The sequence below is a fragment of the Sphingobium cyanobacteriorum genome (genome assembly GCF_030580935.1).
GTDB classification, from domain to species: domain Bacteria; phylum Pseudomonadota; class Alphaproteobacteria; order Sphingomonadales; family Sphingomonadaceae; genus Sphingobium; species Sphingobium cyanobacteriorum.
This window is the reverse complement of the sequence record NZ_JAUQOM010000003.1, coordinates 297,608-322,661: the sequence shown is the minus strand read 5'-3', so window position 1 is coordinate 322,661 and position 25,054 is coordinate 297,608. Positions and strand designations below refer to the sequence as shown.

Genomic DNA, 25,054 nt, shown 5'->3' with positions numbered 1-25,054 from the left:
CCATGACCATCAAGCTGCTGTCGGTCGCGTCCGAAATCTATCCGCTGATCAAGACCGGGGGGCTGGCCGATGTCACCGGCGCGCTGCCCGGCGCACTGGCCGGACATGGCGTGGCGGCTCGAACGCTGGTGCCGGGCTATCCGTCCGTGATTGCCCATTTGGGCAAGGCAAAGCTCGTGCGCCGCTATGACGATCTGTTCGGGGTACCGGCCACGATCCTGGCGGCGCAGGTCGCGGGCCTTGACCTGCTGGTGCTCGACGCGCCCGACTTCTTCGCGCGCGAAGGCGGTCCCTATGGCGATCTGGGCGGGCATGACTGGGGCGACAACTGGCGGCGCTTTGCCGCCTTGTCGCGGGCCGGCGCGGATATTGCCGAAGGCGCGCTGAAGGGGTGGCGGCCCGACATCGTCCATGTCCATGACTGGCAGGCGGCGATGACCGTGGCCTATATGCGCTTTGGTCCGGCCGCAGCCATCCCCAAACTGGTGACAATCCACAATCTGGCCTTTCAGGGCCGCTTTGGCGCGGGCATTTTCGCCGGGCTTGGCCTGCCGGCACAGGCATGGGGCGTCGATGGCGTCGAATATTATGGCGGCATCGGCTATCTGAAGGCCGGGCTGGTGTCGGCCGACGCGATCACCACGGTCAGCCCCACCTATGCGCAGGAAATCCGATCGCCGGTGCATGGCATGGGGCTGGATGGCCTGATCAACGGCCGGGTCGACCGGCTGCACGGCATATTGAACGGGGTCGATACCAATATCTGGAATCCCGCAGCCGACGCGCTGATCCCCAAAGCCTATCATGCGCGGACGCTGGGCGCGCGGGCCGCCAATCGCCGCGCGCTGGAGCGGCGCTTCGGGCTGGAGAGCGATGACGCACCGATCTTCATCATCGTCAGCCGCCTGACCTGGCAGAAGGGCATGGACCTGATGGTCGATGCGCTGGATCATCTGGTCGGCATGGGGGGCAGGCTTGCCGTGCTGGGATCGGGCGACCATGCGCTGGAGGGCGCGCTGCTGGCTGCGGCGGACCGGCATCGCGGCCGGATCGGCGTGCAGATCGGCTATGACGAGCCATTGTCGCATCTGTTGCAGGCGGGCGGCGACGCGATCCTCATCCCCTCGCGCTTCGAACCGTGCGGCCTGACCCAGTTATATGCGCTACGCTATGGCTGCGTGCCGGTGGTGGCGCGGGTCGGCGGCCTGGCCGACACCGTGATCGACGCCAATGAAGCGGCGGTGGGCGCGGGCGCGGCGACGGGTGTGATGTTTGCGCCGGGCGATCCGCTGGCGCTGCATGGTGCGATCAACCGGGTGATGGACCTGCACCGCGACAAGCCCGTCTGGCAGGCGATGCAGCGTGCCGGGATGCGCGCCGATTTTTCCTGGACGCACAGCGCGGCGCGCTATGCCGCCCTCTATCGATCGCTGATCGCGGAGGCCGCGTGAATTTGGGGCCGGTCGTCCAGGATGCCGGCGTGCGTTTTTCGGCCTGGTCGCCCGACGCCACGCAACTGTGGCTCTGCCTGTTCGATGCGGCGGATCGCGAAACCCGGTGGCCGATGCTGCGCGACGCGCAGGGATGCTGGCATGTCGAGGTCGCGGGCATGGGGCCGGGCGCGCGCTACGGCCTGCGCGCGGACGGTCCCTATGATCCTGCCGCTGGCCTGTGGTTCGACCCCGGCAAGCTGCTGCTCGACCCCTATGCGCCGGCAATCGACCGGCCGTTCGTCCATGATCCGTTGCTGGCGGCGCGACGGGGCGAAGGGGGCGATACCGCCCCCCTGATGCCCAAGGGGGTGGTGACGGCCACGCTGCCGCCCATGCCCGTCGCCCCGCCGCGCTTCGATCCGGGCGGCCTGATCTACGAAGTGCAGGTGCGGGGGCTGACCATGCTGCACCCCGATGTGCCGGTGGCGCAGCGCGGCACGATCGCCGCGATCGCCCATCCGGCGGTGATCGCGCATCTCAGAAAGCTGCATGTGTCGGCGATCGAACTGATGCCGGTCAACGCCTGGATCGACGAACGGCATCTGGGGCCGATCGGCCTGACCAACTATTGGGGCTATAATCCGGTCAGCTATTTCGCGCTCGATCCGCGCCTTGCGCCGGGCGGGCTGGCGGAATTGCGTGGCACCGTCGCGGCGCTGCATGAAGCCGGGATCGGCGTGATCCTCGACATGGTCTATAATCATGACGGCGAAAGCGACGCGCAGGGGACGACCCTGTCGCTGCGCGGGCTGGATGCAAAGACCTATTTTCGCCACGCGCCGGACGGGCAACTGATCAACGATACCGGCACCGGCAACAGCATCGCCTGCAACGCGCCGGTCGTGCGCCGCCTGATCCTCGATTCGCTGCGCCATTTCGTGGTGCAGGCCGGCGTGGACGGATTCCGCTTCGACCTTGGCCCGGCACTGGGGCGGATGGCGGACGGTTTCGATCCGGCCGCGCCCTTGTTGCAGGCGATGCGCGCCGACCCGCTGCTGGCCGACCGTATCATGATCGCCGAACCCTGGGACATCGGGCCGGGCGGCTATCAGCTTGGCCGGTTCGGTGACGGCTGGCTCGAATGGAATGACCGCTATCGCGACGACATGCGCCGCTTCTGGCGCGGGGATGCGGGGATGACGGGCGCGTTCGCGACGCGGCTGGCCGGTTCGTCGGACATATTTGGTGGACAGGCGACCCGCAGCGTCAATTTCCTGGCGGCGCATGACGGTTTCACCCTCGCTGACCTGACCGCCTATGAACATCGCCACAACCACGCCAATGGCGAGGATGGACGCGATGGCCATGGTGAGAATTTCAGTTGGAACAACGGCGTCGAAGGCGCCAGCGATAACCCTGTGATCCAGGCAGCCCGGCGCCAGGATATCATGGCGCTGCTGTCGACCCTCTTCTGCTCGCGCGGGGCGATCATGCTGAGCGCGGGCGACGAGTTCGGGCGCAGCCAGCAAGGCAACAACAACGCCTATGCGCAGGATAATGCGATCGGCTGGGTCGACTGGGACGGACGCGACCGGGCAATCGAGGCGCACGCCTTCGCGCTCGCCGCGCTGCGTGCCCGGACGCCGGAATTGCGCGATGTCGCCATCCTGTCCGACGCCGATGTCGACTGGCTGGACGAGGACGGCCAGCCGCTCAGCGTGGCGCAATGGCAGGATCCCGCGCGGCGGCGGCTGGCCCTGCGCTATCGGGTGAGCGGGCTGATCCTGTGCGTCAATGGCGATGCGACAGCGTGCCGGTTCCACATCGATGGCCGGTGGCTGGATGCGGGCGGGCGCAGCATTGTCGTCATCGAAGGCGCAAATCCTTGCGGTCGCCCGATAGCGGGGAATGGCTGACGGGACTTCAGCGTTTCTGCGCGAACCAGATCACATGGCGCGGTCCCTTGCCATTGTCGCGCGCCTTGACCGCGACTTCATCGACCAGGAAGCCGGCATTGTGCAGGCGGCGAGTGAAGGGATCGTCCGATCCGGCCGACCAGACCGCCAATATGCCGCCGGGCTTCAGCGCGGCCTTGGCCATTTGCAGCCCCGCCGCGGAATAAAGCCGGTCGTTGGCCGCCGCCGTCAGGCCATCCGGCCCATTGTCGACATCGAGCAAAATCGCGTCATATATGCCCTGACCCGCCGCGATCACCGGCACGACATCCTCGATCAACAGGTGGACGCGCGGGTCGTCCAGACATCCGGCCATCAGATCGACCATCGGCCCGCGCGCCCATTCGATGATCTTGGGCACCAGTTCCGCCACGGTGACGCGCGCCGATCCATCCAGCACGCCCAGCGCCGCGCGCAGGGTGAAGCCCATGCCATAGCCGCCGATCAGCAGATGCGGGCTTTTGCGCCCCTGCAACCGTTCGATCGTCATCAGCGCCAGCTGCTTTTCCGACCCGCTCATCCGACTGCTCATCAATTCATTGCGGTCGAGCACGATCATGTGATCGGCGCCGCGCCGGTAGAGTTTGAGTTCCTGGCCGCCCGGCACCTGCGCCGAATCCAGATATTCGCGGGGGATCATGATGGCGTCCTTCCAAATCATCGCACGGCTTGTCGCGTGGGCCGCGCATGGCAGCTTGGCTTCCGTCGCGCAAATGCTACAGGCACCTGCGGTTCGCGCTTCATCCGATTACAGCCAGGCAGTGTCCCCTTTCATGCGCTATTTCCTCGATACCGAATTCAACGGCTTTGGCGGCACGCTGCTCAGCGTCGCGCTGGTTCCCGAACATGGGGATCAGGAATTCTACGTCTCACTGCCGCTGCCGGACGATATCGAACCCTGGGTGGCGAAACATGTCATCCCCTATCTGCGCCATGTACCGCCGGGCATCGACCTGGAACTGGGCCGGGTGGAGGCCGCCGATCATGTCGCCGCCTATCTGGAGGGGGATGACGATCCGGTCATCATCGCCGACTGGCCGGAGGATCTGGCCCATTTCTGCGCGCTGCTGGTGACGGGGCCGGGCAAGATGGCGGGGGTCGATTTCGGCCTGCGGCTGGAACTGATCAACGCGGCGGGTTTCAGCGCCGCCGCCAACAGCCGCGTGCCGCACAATGCCCTGCACGACGCGCGGGCGCTGCGCGACTTCTATCTGGCGGACTGATCGGCGGCCGCGCGACGGCCGGTACGCGATCGCTCCAGCCACCAGAGGAATGCGCTGACCGCAAGCCAGGCCAGCCACCAGGGCCAGGCGGCGCCGGTCCGGTCGGGCAGCATGGTCGCCGCCCGGCTGGCTGCGGTCGCGGGCAGCAGCGCCATCGCCTGCCGGTCACGCGCGGCGCGCATCACCGGCAGGGCGTTGGCGGGCTGGATGTAGAAGGCGCGGACGCCGTCCTTGCCGTTCAGTTCATGCCAGCCGGCGCGGTCGGGCCAATAGCCGCCGCAACCCGCGACCGGGAGAATGCGGACCCGCCCATCAACCCGCCCTTCGCTCGAAAGGCCGCACAGCGTCATGCGTTCGCCCGTCCATCCGCTGTTGGTGATGACCCGAATGCCGGCGGCGGGACGCGCGACGCTGTCGAGCATCGCACTCCACCAGTCGCCATGCAGGTCGCGCCGCCCGGTAAGGGTCAGGGCATAGCTGTCGATCCCGGTGAACAGCGCGATCCGGCCCCGGCCCAGTGCGCGCCATGCGGCCAGCGTCGCGCCGCCGGCATCGCGCAGCAGCGGCACGGCCCCGCTGCCGCCGGGCGTCATGGCGAGCCGGCTGATTTCGGGCAGATAATCTTCGGGCGTGGCGATGTCGATCGGCGCTTCCGTGCTGCCGATGCCGTACCGGGTGCGGGCGACGGGTTCGGCGTCGGCCTTGGGAAGGGCCAGGGGCGCGACACCGGCAGGGCCGGTCAGGCCAAAGCCCAGCGCCTGCCATTGCGATCGGGTCGCGCCGTCGATCGGCCCGCCCGCGCGCAGCACCAGCCCCATGCCACCGCGCACCGCCGCCAGCAGCGCGCCGCGCGCGCCAGTCCAGCTACGGTCATCGACGATGGCGGCGTCGAAACGGCGCAGGCTGGCCGGGGTGATCGCCACCGGCGCATCGCCCAGCGCCACGCCGCCGCCCGCGCTCATCTGCGTGGTCACGTCATAGCCGGCGTCGATCGCCCAGCGCCGCAGATATTTGACCTCCGCGCCGGGTGCGCCGGCCAGGATCAGCAGCCTGGGCCGGGCGCTGTCCTCCACCCGGACCGGCACATCGGCCTGTTCGACGATATGCCTGTCCTGTCGGACCCGCAGCGTGAAGGTGATGGCGCCGGCCGCCCGCGCGGTCCCGGCGAGCAGGACATGGCCGTCCCGGTCGGGCGCGGCGCTGTCGGTCACGCGCCCGGCCGGATCGATCAGCTCCACCGTGGCGGTCGGCAGCCCGGTCAGGATCGCCCCGACCGTGAATCGCGCGCCCGGCGCGACGGTCGGCGGCGGCGCGAGGTGGAGGATGCCTGTGGACAATGGCGGCGGATCATATTGCACCGTCAGGCCGCGCGCTGCGTCGATGTCGCGCGGCCCCAGCCCGTTGCCCAGCACGGTCAGACTGGTGACGCCGGGATGACGGCGCAGGGCGGTGGCGAGGTCGGGCACGGCTTCGCCACCGCCGATCGCGGGCGCTTGCGGCAACAGGATCAGCGGCGCACCTCCGGCCGCTGCCGCCAGACGCGACGTGCCGGCGGTCGCGACGCGCAGGCTGGAGGTTCCAGCCGTTGTTGTGGGCGGAAACAAGGCGGTGTGGAGCAGCGCCGCCGCCAGCGGCTGAAGCAGCAGGAGCAAAGCGAGCCTGAGCAGCGACGCCTGCGCCCCAGCAGCGCGATGCCAGAGCAGCAGGCGAAGGCTGGCAACCAGCACCGCCAGGCACAGGATCAGCGCGACGATCCGTTCCGGCGTCATGGCGCCCCTCCGATCGCGTCGAGATAGCGCATGCCGACCGCATCGGCCGGGCGGCGGCGGGCAAGGCGTCCGGCGGGGCGCTCCATCGCGGTCCAGAGCAGGGCGCGCAATTTCACGCGACAGGTGGCGCAGGCCGGGTCGCGTCGCACCGCGTCGATCGCGCCAGACAGCGCCAGCGGATCGGGCAGCCGCGCAGCATTGGCCCGCACCCAGCGATCCAGCGCGTCAAGGGCAATCGGACCCCGGATCGCCTGCGGGCCATCGCCCAGTGCGCGCCAGGCGTCTGCGGCGGGACCGTCCGCGCTTGCGACCGGCGCGACCGGCAGCAGCCGGCTCGCCAACCCGTCGCGCTTGCCGGTCATGCGGCGGCTGGCGTCGATCGGCGGCAGTTCCGGCCCCACCCGCGACAGGAATATCCGGGTCGCCTGCTGCACCGCCTTGATGAAACGCAGCGCCCGGTAGGCGTAGGGCAGGGCGGCGTCGGGGTGGCCGGTCCTGAGTTCGCGTTCGGACTGCCACATTTCGTCCACCGCCTGTTTCAGGATGGCGCGGGTTTCCGGGTCCAGGCTGGATGCAGGGCTTTCGTCGTGCGGATGGCCGAATTCCGCCAGCACATCCTCCTTCTCGCCAAAGACACTGGGCGCTGCGACGGGCGGGCCGCCATGGTCATGGCCGTCATCGTCACCATGTGCTTCGCCATCGGCGGTGGGCAGCGCGGGCGCGCCTTCATTTTCGCCGCCCAGGAACTGGCTGTAGCGGCCGCGCAATATCTGCTGGTCGCCGCCGATCGCGGCCGAACGGGCGAGATAGCGGTCGGGGGCGAGGCCGCGCTTTTGTTTGAGCAGCTTTTCGATGTCGATGATGATCTGGCGCTGGCTGCGGAAATAGGCGGGCAGGGTGGTGTTGACCATGCCGGTGAGGCCGCTGCTTTCGGGCTGTTTGGGGGACGGCCAGCGCAGGATCAGGCTGGGGCCGCGCACTGCCTGCGGCGACGGGCTGCGATTGTCCCGCACGATGAGCTGTACCACCATGTCGCCGCCCGCCGCAAAGCCGAAGCTGGCAAAATCGAGGCGCGGGGCGAAGCGGCGGTTGCGGGGCGGGCCGCTGCCGCCGACGGGGATTTCCCGTTCGGAAAAGGTCACATTCTCGCCCTCGCCGATTGCCAGCGTCACGCGCAGCCGGGCATTGGCGGCGACGCCATAATCGTCGATGGCGGCGAAGGCGGGGGACCAGTTGCGCTGGCCCGGCGTGACCAGGGTGAGGCTGTCGGTCAGCGCCTTCACCTGCGGCGGCGCGTCGGCAATCGCGTCCACCCGGTGCAGCGGCGGGGTGGGGCCGCGCCCGGCGGCGGGATCGACACGGTAGAGGAAGGCGGCGTCCAGGGTGCGGCTGGCGATCCAGTTTGCGCCATCCTGACGCAGCGCGAGGGGCTGGCCACCCAGCATCAGCAGCCGGGGTGCGGCCGCTTGCGGATCGAAGCGGAGCGTCCATTCCAGCCGCGCGCCCTGCGGCGCGCGGGCGTCGAGCGCGGCGGAATCGCGCACCGGCAGACCGGTATAGGCAGGCGGAATGATGCGGAGATTTTGCGCGACGAGGCGGGGGATGCCGGGGCGGGCGGGCAGGCCTTCGCGGCTGGGGGCGAGCGCGGGCGGGCCTTCGCCGGGGCGGGGCCACAGCAGGGCGGCGGCGATCAGCGCGACCGCGAGCAGGCCGAGGATCAGGATCGGGCGGGTCGACCAGGCGGGGATCAGCTCTTGCGGTGCACCCCGGTCGAGGCGGGCAGCGATCCGCCGGCGCTGGAGCGATTCGAGCGGGGAGAGGGGGGCGTCGTCGGCGAACAGCAGGGCGCTGCTGTCCTCAAGCTCCGGGTATCGCGTGTCGAGGCTGCGGATCAGCCAGCGCCGGTCGAACCGCGCGGCGCGACGGCGGGCGATGATGAAAGTGACAGCGAGTGGTACAGTTGTGAGCCATATCGCGATCATCGGCCCGCCGCATCGCCAGCCGATGATCGCCAGCGCTGAAAGCGGTGGCAATGCCAGCGCCAGCGTGTCGGCAAAGGCGCGGCGGCGTGCCGGCGCGATCCACTGTGCGAACAATGCGCTCATGGCGCGATGTTCCGGTTGCGACGGGTGGCGAGCCAGCGTTCGGCCAGCAGCAGCAGGGCGATCAGGATGGCGATCCAGGGGCGTAAGGGCCGGGGTGGCTGATCATAGGCGCGGCCGCCGGTGCCGGGCATATAGTCGGCGGCGGCGACGCGCGACGGCGCGACCGGCGTGGTGATGAGCGCGCGCAGATGATCGGGGAAATCCGGCTCCAGCAGGACGGGCATCCGTGCCGGGACGAGCGGGCGGGTGAAGCGGATCAGCCGGCCCTTTTCAAGCGGACGGGCTTGCGCGAGTGGTTGCCCTTCCCTGTCATGCCACAGTGTAACAAGGCTTTGTTTGGTCGGGGCCAGCGTGTCGCTGGCGATCAGCAGCGTGCCGCCCGACCCGACCCATTGCGCGACCCGATCCGGCAAGGTGCCGCCTGCCAGCCAGACGAGGACATGGCGCTTGTCCGGCAAGGGTGCATCGGTCGTAGAGATGTCAACTTCGCTGTCACTTTTGCGCCGCCAGGCCTGCGCGGCGGCCCGGATATAGCGCAGCGCGGCGCTATGGTCGGCATCGTGGCGGATGGACAGGACAGGCGGGGGCGGCGCCTTGTCGGACAGGGGCGTCGCGCTACCGCTGATGCGCCACGCCACCTTGCGTGACAGGTGCAGGCGGTCTGCGTCAGCCCCGTCGATGATGGCGGGGGCGACGATGGTGAGCGATGTTTCAGGCGGCAGTTCGGCGTCGATCTGACGGATAAGGCTCGCAATGGGCAGCGGGCCTGTCGGGTGCGGTTGATCGATCGTCGGGAAGCCCGGCGCGAGCCAGTGGAGGCGGGCGTCGCCATAAGCGGCGCGATCGACCTGCGCCCCCGGCACGATGGCGACATAGGGGCGATCGTCGCCCGCATCCAGCAGCACCGGCTGGGCCAGCCACAAGGCCGCGAGCGCCAGCAGCATGAGGCGCAGCGCCAGCAGCAGCCATTCGTCGAAGCGCAGACGCGACCGCGGCTTTGGTCGCGACCGTAGCCAGCGGAGCGCGGCGAAGTCGGTCGGCTGCTGCTCGCTTTTCCGCGCGATATGCAGGATGAGGGGCACCAGCAGGGCCGCCAGCGCAGCCAGCGCGGCGGGGAAGAGCAGCGCCATGCTCACCGATATGCCGCCGCGCCCTGGGCCGCAAACAGGCGGCGCAGGGGCAGGTCGACAGGCTCGTCCAGAACATGCGACGCATGGCGAATGCCGATCGCATCCAGCCGGGCGTGGAGCGCGTCGCGGGCCTGCGCGAAGCGGGCGAGGAACTCGGCACGCAGGGCCGCGCCATCGGCCAGCAGTTCCTCGCCGGTTTCGGGATCGCGAAATCGGTAGCCGCCCTCGAACGGGAAATCCCGTTCCGCGACGGTCAGCATCTCGATCACCAATGTCTCGCGCCCGGCGGCGGCGAGCTTTTCCGCCAGCATGATCGCGCCTTCGTCGAAACAGTCGCTGAGCAGGATGACGAGATCATGCGCGCCGATCCGTTCCCAGACCGGCCCTAGCTGGCTTTCCGGGGCGAAGCCGCGCGCCGTGCGGACGTTCAGCAGTTCCAGCAGCAGCCGGTCGCGCTGGCGCAGGCCAGTGGCCGGGGGGAGTAGAGCCAGGCCCGCGTCACCCAGCGTCATGAAACCGAAACGGTCGCCCTGCTGCATCGCCAGTTCGGCGATGGCGGCGGCGATCGCCTTTGCCGCGTCGAGGCGGCTATAGTCGGGGCGCGTCGCGTCGCACTGGCCCATGGAGGCGCTGGCGTCGATCACTATCCAGACCGCGACCGGACTTTCGCGCTCCGCTTCGCGTACGAAGAATTTGTCCGACCGGGCGTAGAGCTTCCAGTCGATCTGGCGCAGTTCGTCGCCCGGTTCATAAGCGCGATATTGCGCAAATTCCAGGCCCGCCCCCCGGCTGTGGCTCTGGTGCAGGCCCAGCCCGTGCGCCCCCACCGCCCGGCGCGTGACGAGGCGCAGGCCGCGCAGGCGGCTGCGCACGTCAGGAGGAAGGAGGTCGGCCATGGCGGGACGGATCAGGCGAGCGGGACGGCGCGGACCAGCGCGGCGACCACGTCATCGGCGCTGCGTCCTTCCGCCTCGGCGGCAAAGGAAAGGAGCAAGCGATGGCGCATGACCGGCCCGGCCAGCGCGACCACGTCGTCGCGCGTGGCGGCGAGCCGGCCGTGGAGCAGGGCGCGCGCCTTGGACGCCAGGATCAGCGACTGACCGGCGCGGGGACCGGCGCCCCATTTCACATATTTGCGGATATCGTCCGGCGCGCCCTCGCCGGGGCGGCTGGCGCGGACGATGCGCGTCACCCAGTCGAGCAGGTCGTCGCTGAAATACACGTCGCGCACCAGCGCCTGCAAGGCCAGCACTTCCTCACCGTGCATCACGGCGGGCACGGCGGCGGGTTTGGAGCCGGTGGTCTGGGCGAGGATCGCGCGTTCCTCCGCCTCGGTCGGGTAATCGACGCGGATATGGAGGAGGAAGCGGTCGAGCTGCGCTTCGGGCAGGGGATAAGTGCCGGCCTGCTCCAGCGGGTTTTGCGTCGCCAGCACGAAAAAGGGCTTGGGCAATATATGGGTGACGCCGGCGTAGCTGACGGTCTTTTCCTGCATCGCCTCCAGCAGCGCCGCCTGCGTCTTGGGCGGGGTGCGGTTGAGTTCGTCGGCCAGCAGCAGGTTGGTGAAAACCGGCCCCTGTTGGAAGCGGAAGCTGCGATGGCCGGTGCCATGATCCTCCTCCAGCAATTCGGTGCCCAGAATGTCGCTGGGCATCAGATCGGGGGTGAACTGGACGCGGCGGAAGTCGAGCCTGAGCGCTTCACCCAGCGAACGGACAAGGAGAGTCTTGCCAAGGCCCGGCACGCCTTCGAGCAGGCAATGCCCGCCCGCCAGCAGGCCGATCAGCAGTTGCTCCACGACATCGCCCTGACCGACGATCGCCCGGCTGATCGCGGCGCGTAACCGGGTCAGCGCGTCAAGGCGGGTCTGGATTTCGGCTTCGGTGCGGTCGGTCATGGTTGCTCTGCTATCCTTGAATACCAATGTCATGCTCGCGGAGGCGGGAATCCATCTCCCCACCTTTCATATGGAAAGAAGGCTGGAGAGGGTTCCCCGCCTTCACGGGGATGAGGGAAGAGCGGCGGGGTTCCATCCTCACACCGACAGCGCATACATAACGATATTGACCGCGAACTTCGTATTATCCTCGGCCAGGAAGCGCTTGTTGCGCCAGTCATAATCCCATTCGCAACCATAATCCTTGTTGCTGTAGAGCACGCCCAGCCGCCCGTTCACCTCTATCCCTTTAAGATAGTCGTGGACAAGATCGTCGCCCCAGCCATTGAGTTCGAGACCTGTGTTGGGCGGGCCGTCGAATTGAAAGAAGCTGCGGTAAAGAGCGTGGTTTTTTGGCAGTTCCTTCAGCGCCCTGGGCCCGAAAATCTTCGCCATCTGCGCCTCGAACGAGCGGGCGAAAAGGCCATCTATGTCATGGTTGCAGTCGTCCACCATGACGAAGCCGCCATTGCGGACATAGCGTTCGAAATTGCGCCGTTCCGCGGGGGAAAATTCCACCAGCTTGTGCCCCGCCATATAGCAGAAGGGCGCGGTCAGCATCCTGGGGTCCGACAGGGCAATGACATGCTCCTTCGGATCGACCCGTAGCGTGGTATAGTCGATCAGCGACGTGACGATGTTCGACGGCATGCGCTGGTCCACGTCCCAGTCGCCGCTGTCGTAGCGCAGGCGGGTGAACCAGAAGTCGTAGCCCCCGGCAGCGGCAAGCGGGCGGGCCAGCAAGGCGCTGGCCAGGCCGCCTGCCATCAGCCGGAGGAAGTCGCTGCGTGTCATCAAATCAGCCAATCAACTGCCACCATAATCCTGAGGGGGACCGCCCGCGCAGCGGGTGGTGGAGGGGGGCGCCCGATCGATAGCGGGACACCCCTCCGTCAGGGCTGCGCCCTGCCACCTCCCCTTACAGGGGAGGACTATGCATTGCTTGGTCCCTCACACCGCGTCCGACAGCGACGTGAAGGTGAAGTCGCGCAGCTTCATCGGCGGGACGACGATGTTCATGGATACTTCGTCGGGCGGCACGCGGACGGGCTTGCCCAGTTCCTCGACATTGTTGAGCATGATGACCGGGCTTTCGTTGAACCGGAAATTCTTGATCGGATATTTGATCTGCCCGTTTTCGATATAGAAAGTGCCGTCGCGGGTCAGGCCGGTCAGCAGCACGGTCTGCGGGTCGACCATGCGGATATACCAGGTGCGGGTGACGAGCACGCCGCGCTCGGTGGAGCGGACGAGGTCGGCGGTCGACTTGGTGCCGCCCGTCATCAGGATATTGCCCATCTGGCCGACGGCGGGCTTGCCCTGCTTTTGTGCCCAGTAGCGGCTATAGTTCAGGTTGGTGATCTTGCCGGCCTTCACCATGTCCATACGTTGCCGGGCAAGGCCGTCCTCGTCCCATGGTTCGCACGGCGCAACGGGGTCCCACGGGTCGGTGTAGAAATTGACCTGCGGGCCGAATACCTGTTCGCCCAGCTTGTTGCCGCCGCCCTTTTTCGACAGGAAGCTGCGGCCTTCATCCGCCTCGCGCGCGCCGAAATAGTAGAACATGAAACCGATCAGCCCTGCGGCGGCCATCGGTTCCAGGATGACGGTATATTTGCCCGGTTCCAGCGCCTTGGCTTCGGACGAGGCCGACGCCTTGCGCATCGCGATCTGGATGTCGCTGTCGACCTTGAACCGGGTGGCGTCCTGCGTATCGGTGCCGACCCAGCCCGAACCGCGCCCGTCCTGTGTGCGGACGGTGCAGGTGTAATCGAGCATGGTCGAGCGCTGATAACCGAAATTGCCCTTGCTGTTGGCGGTGGCCGAAAAGCTCTGCCCATCCTCCAGATAGCCCGCCGCGATCAGATTCTGCGCCTTGCAGGCGTCGATCGATGTCTTGGCGACCTGCGCGCGGTAGGCGGGCGTGATGTCGGCCGTCGCCTGGGCGAAGGTCGGGCTGGGCTTGTAGGTCTGCCTGTCGACCGCCGGCATGAATTCGGGATTGTCGGGCGCCAGCGTCGCCAGCGTTTCCGCCCGGCGCACGACCCGTTCCAGCGATACGTCGTCGAACTGGTTGATCGTGGCGGTGCCGACCTTCTTGCCATAGGCGACCTGCACGGCCAGTTCGATATCGTCGGTCAGGCCGGCGGTCGATACGTCGTTGCGGGCAAAGCGGACATTGCCCTGTATCTTGCCGGTCAGTTGCGCGGTGCACTCGTCCGCCTTGGACAGGGCGATCACCTTGGTCAGGATGGCCTTGGCCTGTGCTTCGGTAAGGATGCTCATGGTCTTGTCTCCCCTCAGCCGAGCGAACGGGCGGTGTTGATGACGTTGATGCCGTTGAAGCGCGCGGTCGATGACCCGTGCGACACGGCGGAGACCTGGGCCGGCTGGCCCTTGCCGTCGAAGAAGGAGCCGCCCAGGCGATAGTCGCTGGCGTCGCATACCCCCACGCACGCATTCCAGAATTCCGGGGTGCGGATCTGGTAGGCGACATCCTCGATCTGCTGGCCGATTTTGCCATTCTTGATCTCGTAGAAGAGCTGGCCGCCGAACTGGGCGTTGTAGCGCTGCTGGTCGATCGAGAAGCTGCCGTCGCCGATGATGTAGATGCCATCCTCCACATTGGAAATCATGTCGGCGACGCTCTGCCTGGTCTTGCCGGGTTCCAGCGACACGTTGGCCATGCGCTGGAACTGGACGTTGGACCAGCTATCGGCATAGGCGCAGCCATCCGACGCCGCCTTGCCCTCGATATGGGCCTGGTCGCGGATCGCCTGATAGCCGACCAGCTTGCCGTCACGGATCAGATCCCACTTCTTGGTCTTGATGCCTTCATCGTCATAGGCGACCGCGCCCAGGCTGCCCGGCTGCACCTTGTCGGCGACGATGTTCACCTTGTCGCTGCCATATTGGAAACGGCTTTGCAGCTTGTCCATGGTGGCAAAGCTGGTGCCGGCATAATTGGCTTCATAGCCAAGCACCCGGTCGAGTTCGAGCGGATGGCCGACCGATTCATGGATCGTCAGCCAGGTGTGCGACGGGTCGAGCACCAGATCATATTTGTCCGGCTTGACCGATGGCGCCTTGATCTTCGCGCGCGCCTGCTTGGCGGCGGCGACGGCATCTTCCTTCATGTCATAGCTGTTGCCATAGACGGTGACGCCGTTGGGCAGCACGGTCTTGCCCGACGCCGCGCCATCCAGATATTCAAAGCCCAGACCCATCGGCGCGGACAGGCCTTCGCGCGTGCGGAACTTGCCGCTGGCCTTGTCGACGGCGGTGACTTCGACCGGCGCCCAGATGCGGTGCACGTCCTGGTCGATATAGCTGCCGTCGGTGCTGGCGAAATATTTCTGTTCATTGACCAGGAACAGGATGGAGCGGATGAAGTCCGCGCCCGCATCCATGGCGGCGGCGTTGACATCCATCAGCAGCGCGACCTTGTCCTTGATCGGCACGTCCATGCTGTTCTTGACGATCGGCGTTTTCCACCGGACTTCGCCCACACCTTTCGTCGGGGCGAGCTGAACGGGGGCGCTCTGGGCCGGGGCATTGGCCTTGGCGATGGCGACGGCCTGTTGCGCGGCCTTCGCCACGGCGTCGGCGGTCATGTCGTTGGTGGCGGCAAAGCCCCACGCGCCATCGGCGATCACGCGGATGCCGACGCCGCTCGATTCGGTGTTGACGATATTTTCGACATTGCGTTCGCGGGTGATGACGAACTGGCGCAGGTAGCGGCCCACGCGCACGTCGCAATAGGATGCGCCCGCACCCCTGGCGGCGTTCATGGCGGTGTCGGCCAGGCTTTTCTTCACCGCCACGTCGATGGCGTTGCCCAGTTCTTCGGCGGCGATGACCCGGCCGAACATGGAGGGGAGGACGAGGCCGCCCACACCGGCGGCCCCGAAGGCCAGAAAATCGCGTCTATGCAAGGTAAGTCTCCTGCCTGACCATGCCCGCGCCCTGCGGGTCGGATTATGTCGGGACACAGCAAAATATCTGTATCCGTTTGATAAGGCTGATCATCGCTATCCAGGGGGGCGGGGTCAAACATCTTTTACAAGCGCGCAAGAACGGCAGCCATCGTTTCGACACATGTCATCTGTCGAAAATATCTGGTCGAACGGAGACGCGCGGACACGCAAAATCGGCGGTGATGGCCAGGCCATCCCGCTGATTTTGCGTCATATGTCAGTATGAATCATGTGGTCGGGGAAAGAGGATTCGAACCTCCGGCCCCTGCCTCCCGAAGACAGTGCTCTACCAGGCTGAGCTATTCCCCGACCGATGCCGAAACCGCCTTGCGAGCGGCCCCGTAAGGCAGGAGTGCGCCTATAGAGAGGGCTTTCCGGGCTGGCAAGCGGCAATGACGCTTTTTTTACCGCCGCCCGGACGGAGGCTAGAGCAGGCCCGCCGCGCGGAAGCTGAAGCGGGCGGCGCCGGCTTCGATCACATGATCGGCCAGGCGCAGGTCGAGCGGGCGCAGGCTGCGCGCGAGGGCGCGGGTCAGGGCGATGTCGGTCGGGCGGGGCAGCGGGGATTCCTGCGGCGCGCGGCTTTGCAGCAGGGCGATCCAACTGCCTTCGTCGGCCAGCAGGCGCTGGAGCAGCGGTCGCCATTCCTGTCGCAACGGCCATAGCTGGCGGGGACGCCAATGGTCATCGAGCAGCGCGATCAGATGTCCGCCATCCTGGGTCATGACGGGATTGTGACGGGCGACAGCGGCAGGCGGGAGGGGGAGGCCGGTCCATAGTGGAGGAATGGCCGGCCCGATCGCGCCATTATGACGGCAAGATTGGCGCGCGGTCCCCGCTCGGCTACAGCCGGAGCAACCAGACTCGCAAGCGCAGGACCACGCCTTGACCGACAGCATCCCCCATTATGAACAGCAATATATCGACCTGATGCGGCACATCTGGCGCCATGGCGACGAACGGATCGACCGCACCGGGGTCGGCACCCGATCCATATTGGGCGCGACGATGCGCTTTTCGCTGGCGGACGAGGCGGTGCCGTTGCTGACCACCAAGCGGGTCTATTGGAAGGTCGCCGCGCGCGAGATGCTGTGGTTCCTGACCGGGGACACCAATATCCGCGAACTGGTGCGACAGGGGGTGCATATCTGGACCGACTGGCCGCTCGACGCCTATCGCCGGGCGACGGGCGAGGATCTGGACCGGGACACGTTCGAGATGCGCATCGTGGGGGATGATGATTTCGCGGCGCGCTGGGGCAATCTGGGTCCGGTCTATGGCGCGCAATGGGTGAACTGGCCACTCTATGAGCCGGTGGGCGAGGGGCTTTACCGCAAGGCGGAAAAGGGCCGCAACCAGATCGCTGAACTGGTCGAGGCGATTCGCACGACGCCGGGATCGCGCCGGTTGCTGTTCACCGGCTGGAATGTCGCGGAAGTGCCGCAGATGGCGTTGCCACCCTGCCACATGACCTATCAGTTCCAGGTGTCGAACGGAAAGCTGAACGGCCTGTTGTTCCAGCGCAGTTGCGACCTGGGGCTGGGCTTTGCCTTCAACATTTTCGGGCTGTCGATGCTGACCCGGATGCTGGCGCAGCAATGCGACCTGGAGCCGGGCGAGGTGGTCTGGCAAGGGGGCGACGTTCACCTGTATCTGAACCATGCCGATCTGGTCGAGGAACAGATGAATCGCATCCCGTCCGGCGCGCCGAAATTGCGGATCAGGCGGCGGCCATCCTCCATTTTCGATTATGCGATCGAAGATTTCGACGTGCTCGATTATGCGCCGCAATCCCATATTTCCGCGCCTGTCGCCGTCTAGTGATACAGCGAGTGGTACAGCTAAAATCAAAAAATGGGTAAGGAAGGCTTGCCTTTTTCTGGTGCTGAAATATAGTATCTGCGTAAAGCAATATTATTGCAATGCATCATAGGAGGCAGGATGAGCGATCCGACCGGATCAGGCGGTGTTGACGGGCAGGCAGGGGACGGGCAGGCGGGGCGCAACCTGCCGCCCCTGCGCCTGCATGTGCCGGAGCCGCCCGCGCGCCCCGGCGAGAGCGCCGACTTCACCCATTTCGACATTCCCGCCGCTGATGCCGCACCCCGCCCGGACGAGACGGCCCAGCCCGCCGAGATGCGCGAGATGGCCTATGGCCTGATCCGGGTGCTGGACGAACATGGCGCGGCGGTCGGCGCGTGGAACCCCAAGCTGCCACCCGAAACGCTGTTGCGGATGCTGCGCTACATGGCGCTGACCCGTGCCTTTGACGCACGCATGTTCCGCGCCCAGCGGCAGGGCAAGACCAGTTTCTACATGAAATCGACCGGCGAGGAGGCGGTGTCGATCGGCGCGACGTTGGCGCTGGCATATGACGACATGTGTTTCCCCAGCTATCGCCAGCAGGGCATATTGCTGGCCCGCGACTGGTCGCTGGTCGACATGATGAACCAGATCTATTCCAACACCGGCGACCGGCTGAAAGGCCGCCAGTTGCCGATCATGTATTCGTCGCGGGAGGCGAGCTTCTTCTCGATCTCCGGCAACCTGACCACCCAATATCCCCAGGCCGTGGGCTGGGCGATGGCGAGCGCGGCACGGGGCGATACGCGGATCGCCGCGACCTGGTGCGGTGAGGGGTCGACGGCGGAGGGCGACTTCCATTCGGCCTGCACCTTTGCCAGCGTCTATCGCGCGCCGGTGATCCTGAATGTAGTGAACAATCAATGGGCTATCAGCAGCTTTTCAGGCTTTGCCGGGGCCGAGGCGACGACATTCGCCGCGCGCGCCGTGGGCTATGGCATTGCCGGCCTGCGAGTCGATGGCAACGATATTCTGGCGGTCTATGCCGCGACCCGCTGGGCCGCCGACCGGGCGCGCGCCAATGCCGGGCCGACGCTGATCGAACATTTCACCTATCGCGTGGAAGGGCATAGCACGTCGGACGATCCGACCGCTTACCGATCCGCCGAGGAAAGCAGCCTGTGGCCGCTGGGCGATCCCATCGCCCGGCTGAAGCAGCATTGCATCAGCCTGGGCATATGGGACGAGGAACGCCACGCCGCGATGGACAAGGAACTGGCCGAACTGGTCCGTGACGCCGCGCGCGAGGCGGAAAAGAACGGCATCCTTGGCCACGGCCTGCACCATCCGATGGAGAGCCTGTTCGAGGATGTGTTCGAGGACATGCCCTGGCACCTGAAGGAACAACAGCAACAGATGCTGGACGAATGGAAGGCGGCGGGACTGTGAGCGAAGCGATCGAACCGGACGCTGTGAGCGAGATCATGGAACAGGAAAACCCTTCCGACGTCACGCATATGAACATGATCCAGGCGATCAACAGCGCCATGGACGTGATGATGGAACGCGACCCCACGGTTATCGTGATGGGCGAGGATGTCGGCTTTTTCGGCGGCGTGTTCCGCGCCACCGCGGGCCTGCAAGCAAAGCACGGCAAGAACCGCGTGTTCGACACCCCGATCACCGAATGCGGGATTATCGGCGTGGCGGTGGGCATGGGCGCCTATGGTCTGCGCCCGGTGCCGGAAATCCAGTTTGCCGACTATATCTATCCCGCGCTGGACCAGCTTGTGTCCGAAGCGGCGCGGCTGCGCTATCGGTCGGCGGGCGAGTTCATCGCGCCGATGACGGTGCGGTCGCCCTTTGGCGGGGGCATTTTCGGCGGCCAGACGCACAGCCAGTCGCCCGAAGGCATCTTCACCCATTGTTCGGGGATCAAGACGGTGATCCCGTCCACCCCCTATGATGCCAAGGGGCTGCTGATCGCCGCGATCGAGGATAATGATCCCACCATCTTCTTCGAACCCAAGCGCATCTATAACGGCCCGTTCGACGGCCATTATGACACGCCTGCGACCAGTTGGGCGGGGCATAAGGACGCGCAGGTGCCGACCGGCTATTATCGCATCCCGCTGGGCACGGCGCGGATCGCGCGGGCCGGGGAGGCGCTGACCATCCTGTGTTACGGCACGATGGTCCATGTCGTGGAAGATACGGTCAGGACATTGGGCATCGACGCGGAGATCGTCGACCTGCGCAGTCTGGTGCCGCTCGACATCGACACGATCGAAGCGTCGGTCAAGAAAACCGGCCGCTGCCTGATCGTGCATGAAGCGACGCGGACCAGCGGGTTCGGCGCGGAACTGTCGGCACAGGTGCAGGAACGCTGCTTCTATCATCTCGAAGCGCCGATCGCGCGGGTCACGGGCTTTGACACGCCTTATCCGCACAGTCTGGAATGGGCCTATTTCCCCGGCCCGGTGCGTATCCGCGAAGCTATCAACAAGATCATGAAGGACTGACCAGTCATGGCGCTGTTCACATTCAAGCTGCCGGATATCGGCGAAGGCATCGCCCAGGCCGAGATCGTCGGCTGGCACGTTCAGGTCGGCGACCGGGTCGAGGAGGACCAGCCGATCGCCGACATGATGACCGACAAGGCGACGGTCGAGATGGAAAGTCCGGTCGCCGGGACCGTGGTGCGGCTGGCCGGCGAGCCGGGCGATCAGATTTCGATCGGCGCGATGCTGGTCGAGATCGAGGTGGAGGGCGAGGCCGTCGCCGCGCCCATGCCTTCGGTCGAGGTGATCGAGGCGGAGGTGCCGGGCGAGGCGGCGATAGAGGAAGCGGCGCCTGTCGAGGAAGCCCGTGCTGCTGCGAAAGCAGGAGTCCAGGGTTCAGAAGCCGGGCCTGTCGACCCCGTGCGCCTGCCTGCGCAGGAACACGGCGTTGAAGCGCAGCCCATCCTCGCATCTCCTGCCGTCCGCGCGCGCGCAAAGGAACTGGGCGTCGACCTGTCACAGGTCAAACCGGCGGGCGACCATATCCGGCACGCCGATCTCGACGCCTATCTGCTCTACGGTCAGGGGCAGGGCTATCGCGCCGCCGGGCGCTCCGCAAAACGCGCGGACGAGCAGATCAAGGTCATCGGCATGCGCCGCCGCATCGCGGAGAATATGGCCGCGTCCAAGCGCCATATCCCCCACTTCACCTATGTCGAGGAAATCGACGTCACTGCGCTGGAGGCGCTGCGCGAGCAATTGAACGCGGGGCGCGGGGACCGGCCCAAGCTCACCATGCTGCCGCTGCTGATCGTGGCGCTGTGCAGGGCGCTGCCCGACTTTCCGATGCTCAACGCCCGCTATGATGATGAGGCGGGCGTGGTGACGCGCCATGGATCGGTGCATCTGGGCATGGCGACACAGACCGATGCGGGGCTGATGGTGCCGGTGATCCGCGATGCGCAGGACCGCAATGTGTGGCAGTTGGCGAGCGAAATCCGCCGCTTGGCCGACGCCGCGCGCACCGGCAAGGCAAAGTCGGAGGAGCTGTCCGGCTCCACCCTGACGCTGACGTCGCTGGGGCCGCTCGGCGGGATCGCGACCACCCCGGTCATCAACCGGCCGGAAGTCGCGATCATCGGTCCCAACCGCGTGATTGAACGCCCGGTGTTCCGCGGCAAGGAGATCGTCGCGGCCAAGCTGATGAACCTGTCGATCAGTTGCGACCACCGTGTCGTCGATGGCTGGGACGCGGCCAGCTTTGTGCAGGCGGTCCGCAAGCTGCTGGAGGCGCCAGCCTTCCTGTTCGTGGATTGAGGGGCCAAGAGGCCGCCGCCTGCCCGGCGAGCACGGGATATCGTCAGCGCACCGTCGCGCGATAGCTGAGGCGGCCCGCCTGGCCCGGCGCGGCCGTGTCGGGCAGCAGCCAGCGGATATGGGTCACATCGTCGGCGACAGCGCGGCGGACGCCGCCGAGCGGGGTCGGGAGCCAGAGCTGGTCGAAGCGGCTCCAGTGACTGCCGCCGTCGATCGACACCTGCACCGCCGGATCGGTGAGATCGGGGCTGGCCCCGCCCAGCATCGCGCGGGTGAGGGCAAAGCCGCGCACCGGGCGGGTGCCCTGATTGCGCCAGTTGAGGATGACGACGACGGTTTCGCCGGGCGCGGCGCGATCCGCCATCGCCAGCAGGCGGCGTGACCGGCCGTTGATATCGGTCGTCACCTTTTCCACGAATATCTGCCTGTCCAGCCGCATCGCCGGCTGGGCCAAGGCCGGCTGCGTCGCGGCAAGGCCGGCCAGCGCCAAGAGCGCCTGATTCATCATTATCCCCGTTCTTGCGTCCCCATGTCCCTTCTACCCCGGTGAGCACGAATATTTGGTTAAGGCGCTGTTTTCTCTACGTGGCGGCAGGGTTGACCGCATTGTAAATTGACGCCCCTGCGCCGCCGTCGCACACCGATGCGAACGAAAAGGGAATCAGGCGCGCGTGATCAACAATGACCAGACCGAGATCAACCGGCGGCGTGACCGGCTGCTGGCGTCGATCGCGCTGACATCGGGCATCGGGCTGATGCTGGCGCTGCCCTTCGCCCTGCGCGCGGGGTCCGAATTCTTCCTACCGCTGACGGCCGCGCTGGTGATCGCGATCGCGCTGGTGCCGCTGCTCGAATGGATGGAGCGGCGCGGCATCCCATCGGGCCTTGCGGCGCTGATGGCGGTGGTCGGGTTCCTGATGGTCGCCAATACCGCGCTCGTGCTGATCATCGTGCCGGCGACCGACTGGTTCCGCATCCTGCCCCAGCGGTTGCCGCAGATTCAGGCGAACCTGGCGCCGCTGATCGATTTCTATGCCAGCCTCCAGCGGTTCGTGGATGAAACCGTGCAGATGCTGGCGACCGGGCCGGTGGCGGCGGCGCAGACGGCGGCGGTGGATGCGCCGCGATCGCTGCTCCAGTTCGCCGCGACATCCGCCCCGTCGGCGATCATCCAGATGGTGTTCGCGCTGCTGATCATCTATTTCTTCCTGGCCGGCTGGACCAAGCTGCGCCGCCGCACGATCAACAGCCGGGGCAGTTTCGACGGCGCGCTGGCAGTGGCGCGGGTGATCCAGAATGTGGTCGACGCCACATCGGCCTATGTCATCACCATCGCCACCATCAATATCTGCCTGGGGCTGGCGGTGGCGGTGGCGCTGTGGCTGATCGGGATGCCGTCGCCGCTGATGTGGGGCGGCATCGTCGCGCTGTTGAATTTCGTGCCCTATTTCGGGCCGATGCTGGCGGCGGTGCTGCTGGGGCTGGGCGGGTTGATGGTGTTCGACGATGTCTATGTCGCGCTGCTGCCCGCCGGGTTGCAGGTCGGTTTCCATCTGGTCGAGGCGAATGTCATCACGCCGATGCTGCTGGGCCGGCGGCTGACGATGAATCCGTTGCTGATTCTCGTCTCGCTGACCTTCTGGGGCTGGGTATGGGGGACGCCGGGCGCGTTGCTGGCGGTGCCGTTGCTGATCATCCTGCAAACCGTGATTTCGGCGGCGGGAACGCCCGATATTGCCGGTTTCCTGTTCGAGCAGGGGACGTTGACGGTCGCGCCGCGCAAAGAAAATGCGGAGAAAGATGAAACTGATGTTGCGGACGGTTGACAGCATCGGCGGACGCTCATAGACGGCGGCTCCACACCAAACGCGGGTGTAGCTCAGTTGGTTAGAGTGCCGGCCTGTCACGCCGGAGGTCGCGGGTTCGAGCCCCGTCACTCGCGCCACTTTCCCTGACCGGAAGGTGGATATGGTGTAGAAGATCCGCATCGTCTGGCGGCCACGAGGCTGCGAAAGATGCCACCCTGCGCGGGTGTAGCTCAGTTGGTTAGAGTGCCGGCCTGTCACGCCGGAGGTCGCGGGTTCGAGCCCCGTCACTCGCGCCACTTTCCCTGACCGGAAAGTGATTTCTCCAGGATGATGTGTCTTTGATGGCATGGCGCCAAAGCATGGGTCCGGCCTGCCCGGTCATGCAAAAGACAGGATGATCGTCAGCGCCAGCGCCCGGTTTCCATCCAGGCAAGCAGCCGCCGGAGCGGCAAGACCCAGATCCACACGATCCCCAGCACGACATAGACGGGGGTTTGCGCCCAGACCGGCAAGGTGCCGATCAGGCCCGACAGGCTGGCCACCATTACCGCCCAAGCGATGATGAGGCCGATAATCGTCAACATGCCCACCGGCTTGCGCCAGCTTGGTTGATGATAATGGCGCGGATCGATGCTCATGCCTCGTCCCCCTCGATCAGTTCTACTTCGGTCATGATGACATGCAGCGGCAAGTCCCACGGATCGGCCGGTAGCGCGTCCATCTCCTGCGCGGACCAGGCCAGCCCGACGCGCAGGGCGTCGGGATAGCGGGCGAAGCTGCGGTCATAATAGCCCCCGCCCTGACCCAGCCGGTTCATCATGCGGTCGAATCCGACCAGTGGGGCGATGATGACATCGGGCGTTACCGGCCCGTCGCCCGGTTCGGGATGGCTGGTGCGGAACGGGCCGGGGATCAGCGTGGATTCGGGATCCCAGGCGAGGAAATCCATGCTGCCCAGCCGATCGAGGACGCGGGGCAGGGCGATGGTCTTGCCCATTGTCAGGAGCTGTGCAGCCATGCGTTGCGCCGGCGCCTCATCATCCAGCGCCATATACAGCGCCACCACGCGCGCGTCCGCGATGCGGCGGGCGAGGGGGGACGGGATCGCCTTGAATGCCAGCCGGTGGGCCAGCGGATCGAGCGCGGCGACGAAAGCGCGCCGCCGCTGCCGCGCGATGGCGCGCAGGCTGGTCTTGTCGGGCTGTTCGTCGCTCATCTTCATTCCGCTTGATCAAGGATTGTCGCGCTCCTGCGGAAGCGGGAGCGCCGGGCCATATGAGGTGCGCAGCGGCGAAAGGAAAGGGTGACGGGACCGCCTCGGCCGTGTGCTGGAATATCCTCTGACGCCTCAACGTCAGGTGGGGACCATGTAGAACGGGCCAAGACCCGCCCAGGGACAGCCCCCTTGGATGTGATTATCGCCTCAGGGATGTTCGCTAAAGCTCGTACCGCGCAGTGCCCGTCGCATTCAATCTAGGCGTGCGCGGCGCCCACGGCAAGCCGCTCGCGCAGCTTTTCTATCCGGGCCGCCAGCGCCTCCACCGCGCGGGCGGCCGGTTCGTCCTCGTCGCTCAGGGGAAGCTGGCTCTGTCGTCCGGCGGCTTCACGCTTCAATTCGTTGACTTCATCGGCCAGGAACAGCGCCGCAAAGAGCAGGCTGCGTACTTCGGTCATGCCCGGTGAGTTTTGCTGTGCGTCGCGGGCCTTCTGTTCGATCAGGCCGGCAAGGTGCTGGAGATGCGCCTCTTCCCCGTCGCGGCAGCGGATCGGATAATGCCGTCCCATGATCTGCAACATGGTTTCAGCCATGACCATTGCCCTTCAGCGTGTCGATCAGATCGTCCAGAGATCGCAGCGCGGCGCGCGCGGCGCCATGGTCCAGGGCGGGGGAAGGATTGGCCGGCATCACCTCCGCACGCTGGGCCACATCCTGCTCAAGCCGGCTGACCGCACGCTCCAGCGTGCCGATTGCCTGCATCATTCGGTCGCTTGCCATCGGTCGGTCATAGCGGAACTCGCCCTTTGGCAAAAGCGGTCTTTGCAGCAGGGAACGGCGATATGCGGCGGTTTTGGGACGACGCGCGGTTGACGCATGGG

General features: G+C 66.3%; 23 protein-coding genes, 3 tRNA genes and 1 other RNA gene. 10 read left to right on the top strand and 17 right to left on the bottom strand.

Going from position 1 to position 25,054, the window contains the following annotated elements:
- Nucleotides 1-2: 2 nt before the first annotated feature.
- Nucleotides 3-1,451, top strand: coding sequence for a glycogen synthase GlgA (gene glgA / locus Q4610_RS09960; protein WP_304535786.1), 1,449 nt, complete (start codon nt 3-5; stop codon nt 1,449-1,451).
- A complete protein-coding gene (glgX, locus tag Q4610_RS09955) occupies nt 1,448-3,349 on the top strand; it encodes a glycogen debranching protein GlgX (RefSeq protein ID WP_304535785.1) in 1,902 nt (633 codons plus the stop codon). The genes glgA and glgX overlap by 4 nt, the downstream gene beginning before the upstream one ends.
- 7 nt (nt 3,350-3,356) lie before the next feature.
- Here glgX and Q4610_RS09950 read toward each other — a convergent pair whose 3' ends face one another.
- On the bottom strand, nt 3,357-4,028 hold the full coding sequence (locus Q4610_RS09950; RefSeq protein WP_304535784.1) for a spermidine synthase: 672 nt from the start codon (nt 4,026-4,028) through the stop codon (nt 3,357-3,359).
- Nucleotides 4,029-4,161: 133 nt separating this feature from the next.
- On the opposite strand from Q4610_RS09950, the gene Q4610_RS09945 reads away from it, so the two are divergent.
- Nucleotides 4,162-4,611 (top strand): hypothetical protein, encoded by a 450-nt coding sequence (locus Q4610_RS09945; protein ID WP_304535783.1) that lies wholly within the window; start codon nt 4,162-4,164, stop codon nt 4,609-4,611.
- On the opposite strand, the gene Q4610_RS09940 is transcribed toward Q4610_RS09945, so the two are convergent.
- The 10 genes from Q4610_RS09940 to Q4610_RS09895 all read right to left on the bottom strand — a co-directional run bounded on the left by Q4610_RS09940 (nt 4,596) and on the right by Q4610_RS09895 (nt 16,253).
- Entirely contained in the window at nt 4,596-6,380 is a 1,785-nt protein-coding gene (locus Q4610_RS09940) for a carboxypeptidase regulatory-like domain-containing protein (RefSeq protein ID WP_304535782.1), read from the bottom strand. The genes Q4610_RS09945 and Q4610_RS09940 overlap by 16 nt on opposite strands.
- On the bottom strand, nt 6,377-8,485 hold the full coding sequence (locus tag Q4610_RS09935) for a DUF4175 family protein (RefSeq protein ID WP_304535781.1): 2,109 nt from the start codon (nt 8,483-8,485) through the stop codon (nt 6,377-6,379). The genes Q4610_RS09940 and Q4610_RS09935 overlap by 4 nt, the downstream gene beginning before the upstream one ends.
- Nucleotides 8,482-9,615: a BatA domain-containing protein gene (locus tag Q4610_RS09930; RefSeq protein ID WP_304535780.1), complete on the bottom strand. Its 1,134-nt coding sequence runs from the start codon at nt 9,613-9,615 to the stop codon at nt 8,482-8,484. Before Q4610_RS09930 ends, Q4610_RS09935 begins: the two co-directional genes overlap by 4 nt.
- Nucleotides 9,616-9,617: 2 nt before the next feature.
- The gene (locus tag Q4610_RS09925) at nt 9,618-10,511 is read right to left on the bottom strand and encodes a DUF58 domain-containing protein (protein WP_304535779.1); all 894 of its coding nucleotides are present in this window, start codon (nt 10,509-10,511) and stop codon (nt 9,618-9,620) included.
- Between the two features lie 11 nt (nt 10,512-10,522).
- Complete coding sequence (locus Q4610_RS09920) at nt 10,523-11,512, bottom strand: AAA family ATPase (RefSeq protein WP_304535778.1); 990 nt, start codon at nt 11,510-11,512, stop codon at nt 10,523-10,525.
- Between the two features lie 138 nt (nt 11,513-11,650).
- Nucleotides 11,651-12,346 (bottom strand): DUF4159 domain-containing protein, encoded by a 696-nt coding sequence (locus Q4610_RS09915; protein WP_304535777.1) that lies wholly within the window; start codon nt 12,344-12,346, stop codon nt 11,651-11,653.
- 156 nt (nt 12,347-12,502) lie between these two features.
- A complete protein-coding gene (locus tag Q4610_RS09910; protein WP_304535776.1) occupies nt 12,503-13,837 on the bottom strand; it encodes a TldD/PmbA family protein in 1,335 nt (444 codons plus the stop codon).
- A gap of 14 nt (nt 13,838-13,851) precedes the next feature.
- Entirely contained in the window at nt 13,852-15,486 is a 1,635-nt protein-coding gene (locus tag Q4610_RS09905) for a TldD/PmbA family protein (RefSeq protein ID WP_304535775.1), read from the bottom strand.
- A gap of 274 nt (nt 15,487-15,760) precedes the next feature.
- Nucleotides 15,761-15,837, bottom strand: a tRNA-Pro gene (locus Q4610_RS09900).
- Between the two features lie 116 nt (nt 15,838-15,953).
- Nucleotides 15,954-16,253, bottom strand: a complete 300-nt coding sequence (locus Q4610_RS09895; RefSeq protein WP_304535774.1) for a JAB domain-containing protein — start codon at nt 16,251-16,253, stop codon at nt 15,954-15,956.
- 160 nt (nt 16,254-16,413) lie between these two features.
- Between Q4610_RS09895 and thyA the strand changes: the two genes are divergently transcribed.
- From thyA to Q4610_RS09875, 4 genes are all read left to right on the top strand, one after another.
- Nucleotides 16,414-17,349: a thymidylate synthase gene (gene thyA, locus Q4610_RS09890; RefSeq protein WP_304535773.1), complete on the top strand. Its 936-nt coding sequence runs from the start codon at nt 16,414-16,416 to the stop codon at nt 17,347-17,349.
- Nucleotides 17,350-17,469: 120 nt separating this feature from the next.
- The gene (locus Q4610_RS09885) at nt 17,470-18,780 is read left to right on the top strand and encodes a 3-methyl-2-oxobutanoate dehydrogenase (2-methylpropanoyl-transferring) subunit alpha (protein WP_304535772.1); all 1,311 of its coding nucleotides are present in this window, start codon (nt 17,470-17,472) and stop codon (nt 18,778-18,780) included.
- 68 nt (nt 18,781-18,848) lie between these two features.
- On the top strand, nt 18,849-19,853 hold the full coding sequence (locus Q4610_RS09880; protein WP_304535871.1) for an alpha-ketoacid dehydrogenase subunit beta: 1,005 nt from the start codon (nt 18,849-18,851) through the stop codon (nt 19,851-19,853).
- Nucleotides 19,854-19,859: 6 nt separating this feature from the next.
- Nucleotides 19,860-21,149 carry a dihydrolipoamide acetyltransferase family protein gene (locus Q4610_RS09875; RefSeq protein WP_304535771.1) on the top strand — a complete coding sequence of 430 codons (1,290 nt, stop codon included), beginning with the start codon at nt 19,860-19,862 and terminating at the stop codon, nt 21,147-21,149.
- Nucleotides 21,150-21,192: 43 nt separating this feature from the next.
- On the opposite strand, the gene Q4610_RS09870 is transcribed toward Q4610_RS09875, so the two are convergent.
- The gene (locus tag Q4610_RS09870) at nt 21,193-21,654 is read right to left on the bottom strand and encodes a hypothetical protein (protein ID WP_304535870.1); all 462 of its coding nucleotides are present in this window, start codon (nt 21,652-21,654) and stop codon (nt 21,193-21,195) included.
- 211 nt (nt 21,655-21,865) lie between these two features.
- Here Q4610_RS09870 and Q4610_RS09865 point away from each other — a divergent pair, with 211 nt between their 5' ends.
- From Q4610_RS09865 to Q4610_RS09855, 3 genes are all read left to right on the top strand, one after another.
- Nucleotides 21,866-22,975 (top strand): AI-2E family transporter, encoded by a 1,110-nt coding sequence (locus tag Q4610_RS09865; RefSeq protein WP_425262551.1) that lies wholly within the window; start codon nt 21,866-21,868, stop codon nt 22,973-22,975.
- A gap of 42 nt (nt 22,976-23,017) precedes the next feature.
- Nucleotides 23,018-23,094 (top strand) — tRNA-Asp (locus Q4610_RS09860).
- An 82-nt stretch (nt 23,095-23,176) separates the two neighbouring features.
- Nucleotides 23,177-23,253 (top strand) — tRNA-Asp (locus Q4610_RS09855).
- A 105-nt stretch (nt 23,254-23,358) separates the two neighbouring features.
- Here the strand turns inward: Q4610_RS09855 and Q4610_RS09850 are convergent.
- The 5 genes from Q4610_RS09850 to Q4610_RS09835 form a co-directional block, all read right to left on the bottom strand.
- The gene (locus tag Q4610_RS09850; protein ID WP_304535769.1) at nt 23,359-23,595 is read right to left on the bottom strand and encodes a DUF2842 domain-containing protein; all 237 of its coding nucleotides are present in this window, start codon (nt 23,593-23,595) and stop codon (nt 23,359-23,361) included.
- On the bottom strand, nt 23,592-24,173 hold the full coding sequence (locus Q4610_RS09845) for a 5-formyltetrahydrofolate cyclo-ligase (RefSeq protein ID WP_304535768.1): 582 nt from the start codon (nt 24,171-24,173) through the stop codon (nt 23,592-23,594). The genes Q4610_RS09850 and Q4610_RS09845 overlap by 4 nt, the downstream gene beginning before the upstream one ends.
- Nucleotides 24,174-24,262: 89 nt before the next feature.
- Nucleotides 24,263-24,419: non-coding RNA, 6S RNA (gene ssrS, locus Q4610_RS21800), on the bottom strand.
- 11 nt (nt 24,420-24,430) lie between these two features.
- Nucleotides 24,431-24,766, bottom strand: coding sequence for a cell division protein ZapA (locus Q4610_RS09840; RefSeq protein WP_304535767.1), 336 nt, complete (start codon nt 24,764-24,766; stop codon nt 24,431-24,433).
- On the bottom strand, nt 24,759-24,953 hold the full coding sequence (locus Q4610_RS09835) for a hypothetical protein (protein ID WP_304535766.1): 195 nt from the start codon (nt 24,951-24,953) through the stop codon (nt 24,759-24,761). Before Q4610_RS09835 ends, Q4610_RS09840 begins: the two co-directional genes overlap by 8 nt.
- Nucleotides 24,954-25,054 lie beyond the last annotated feature (101 nt).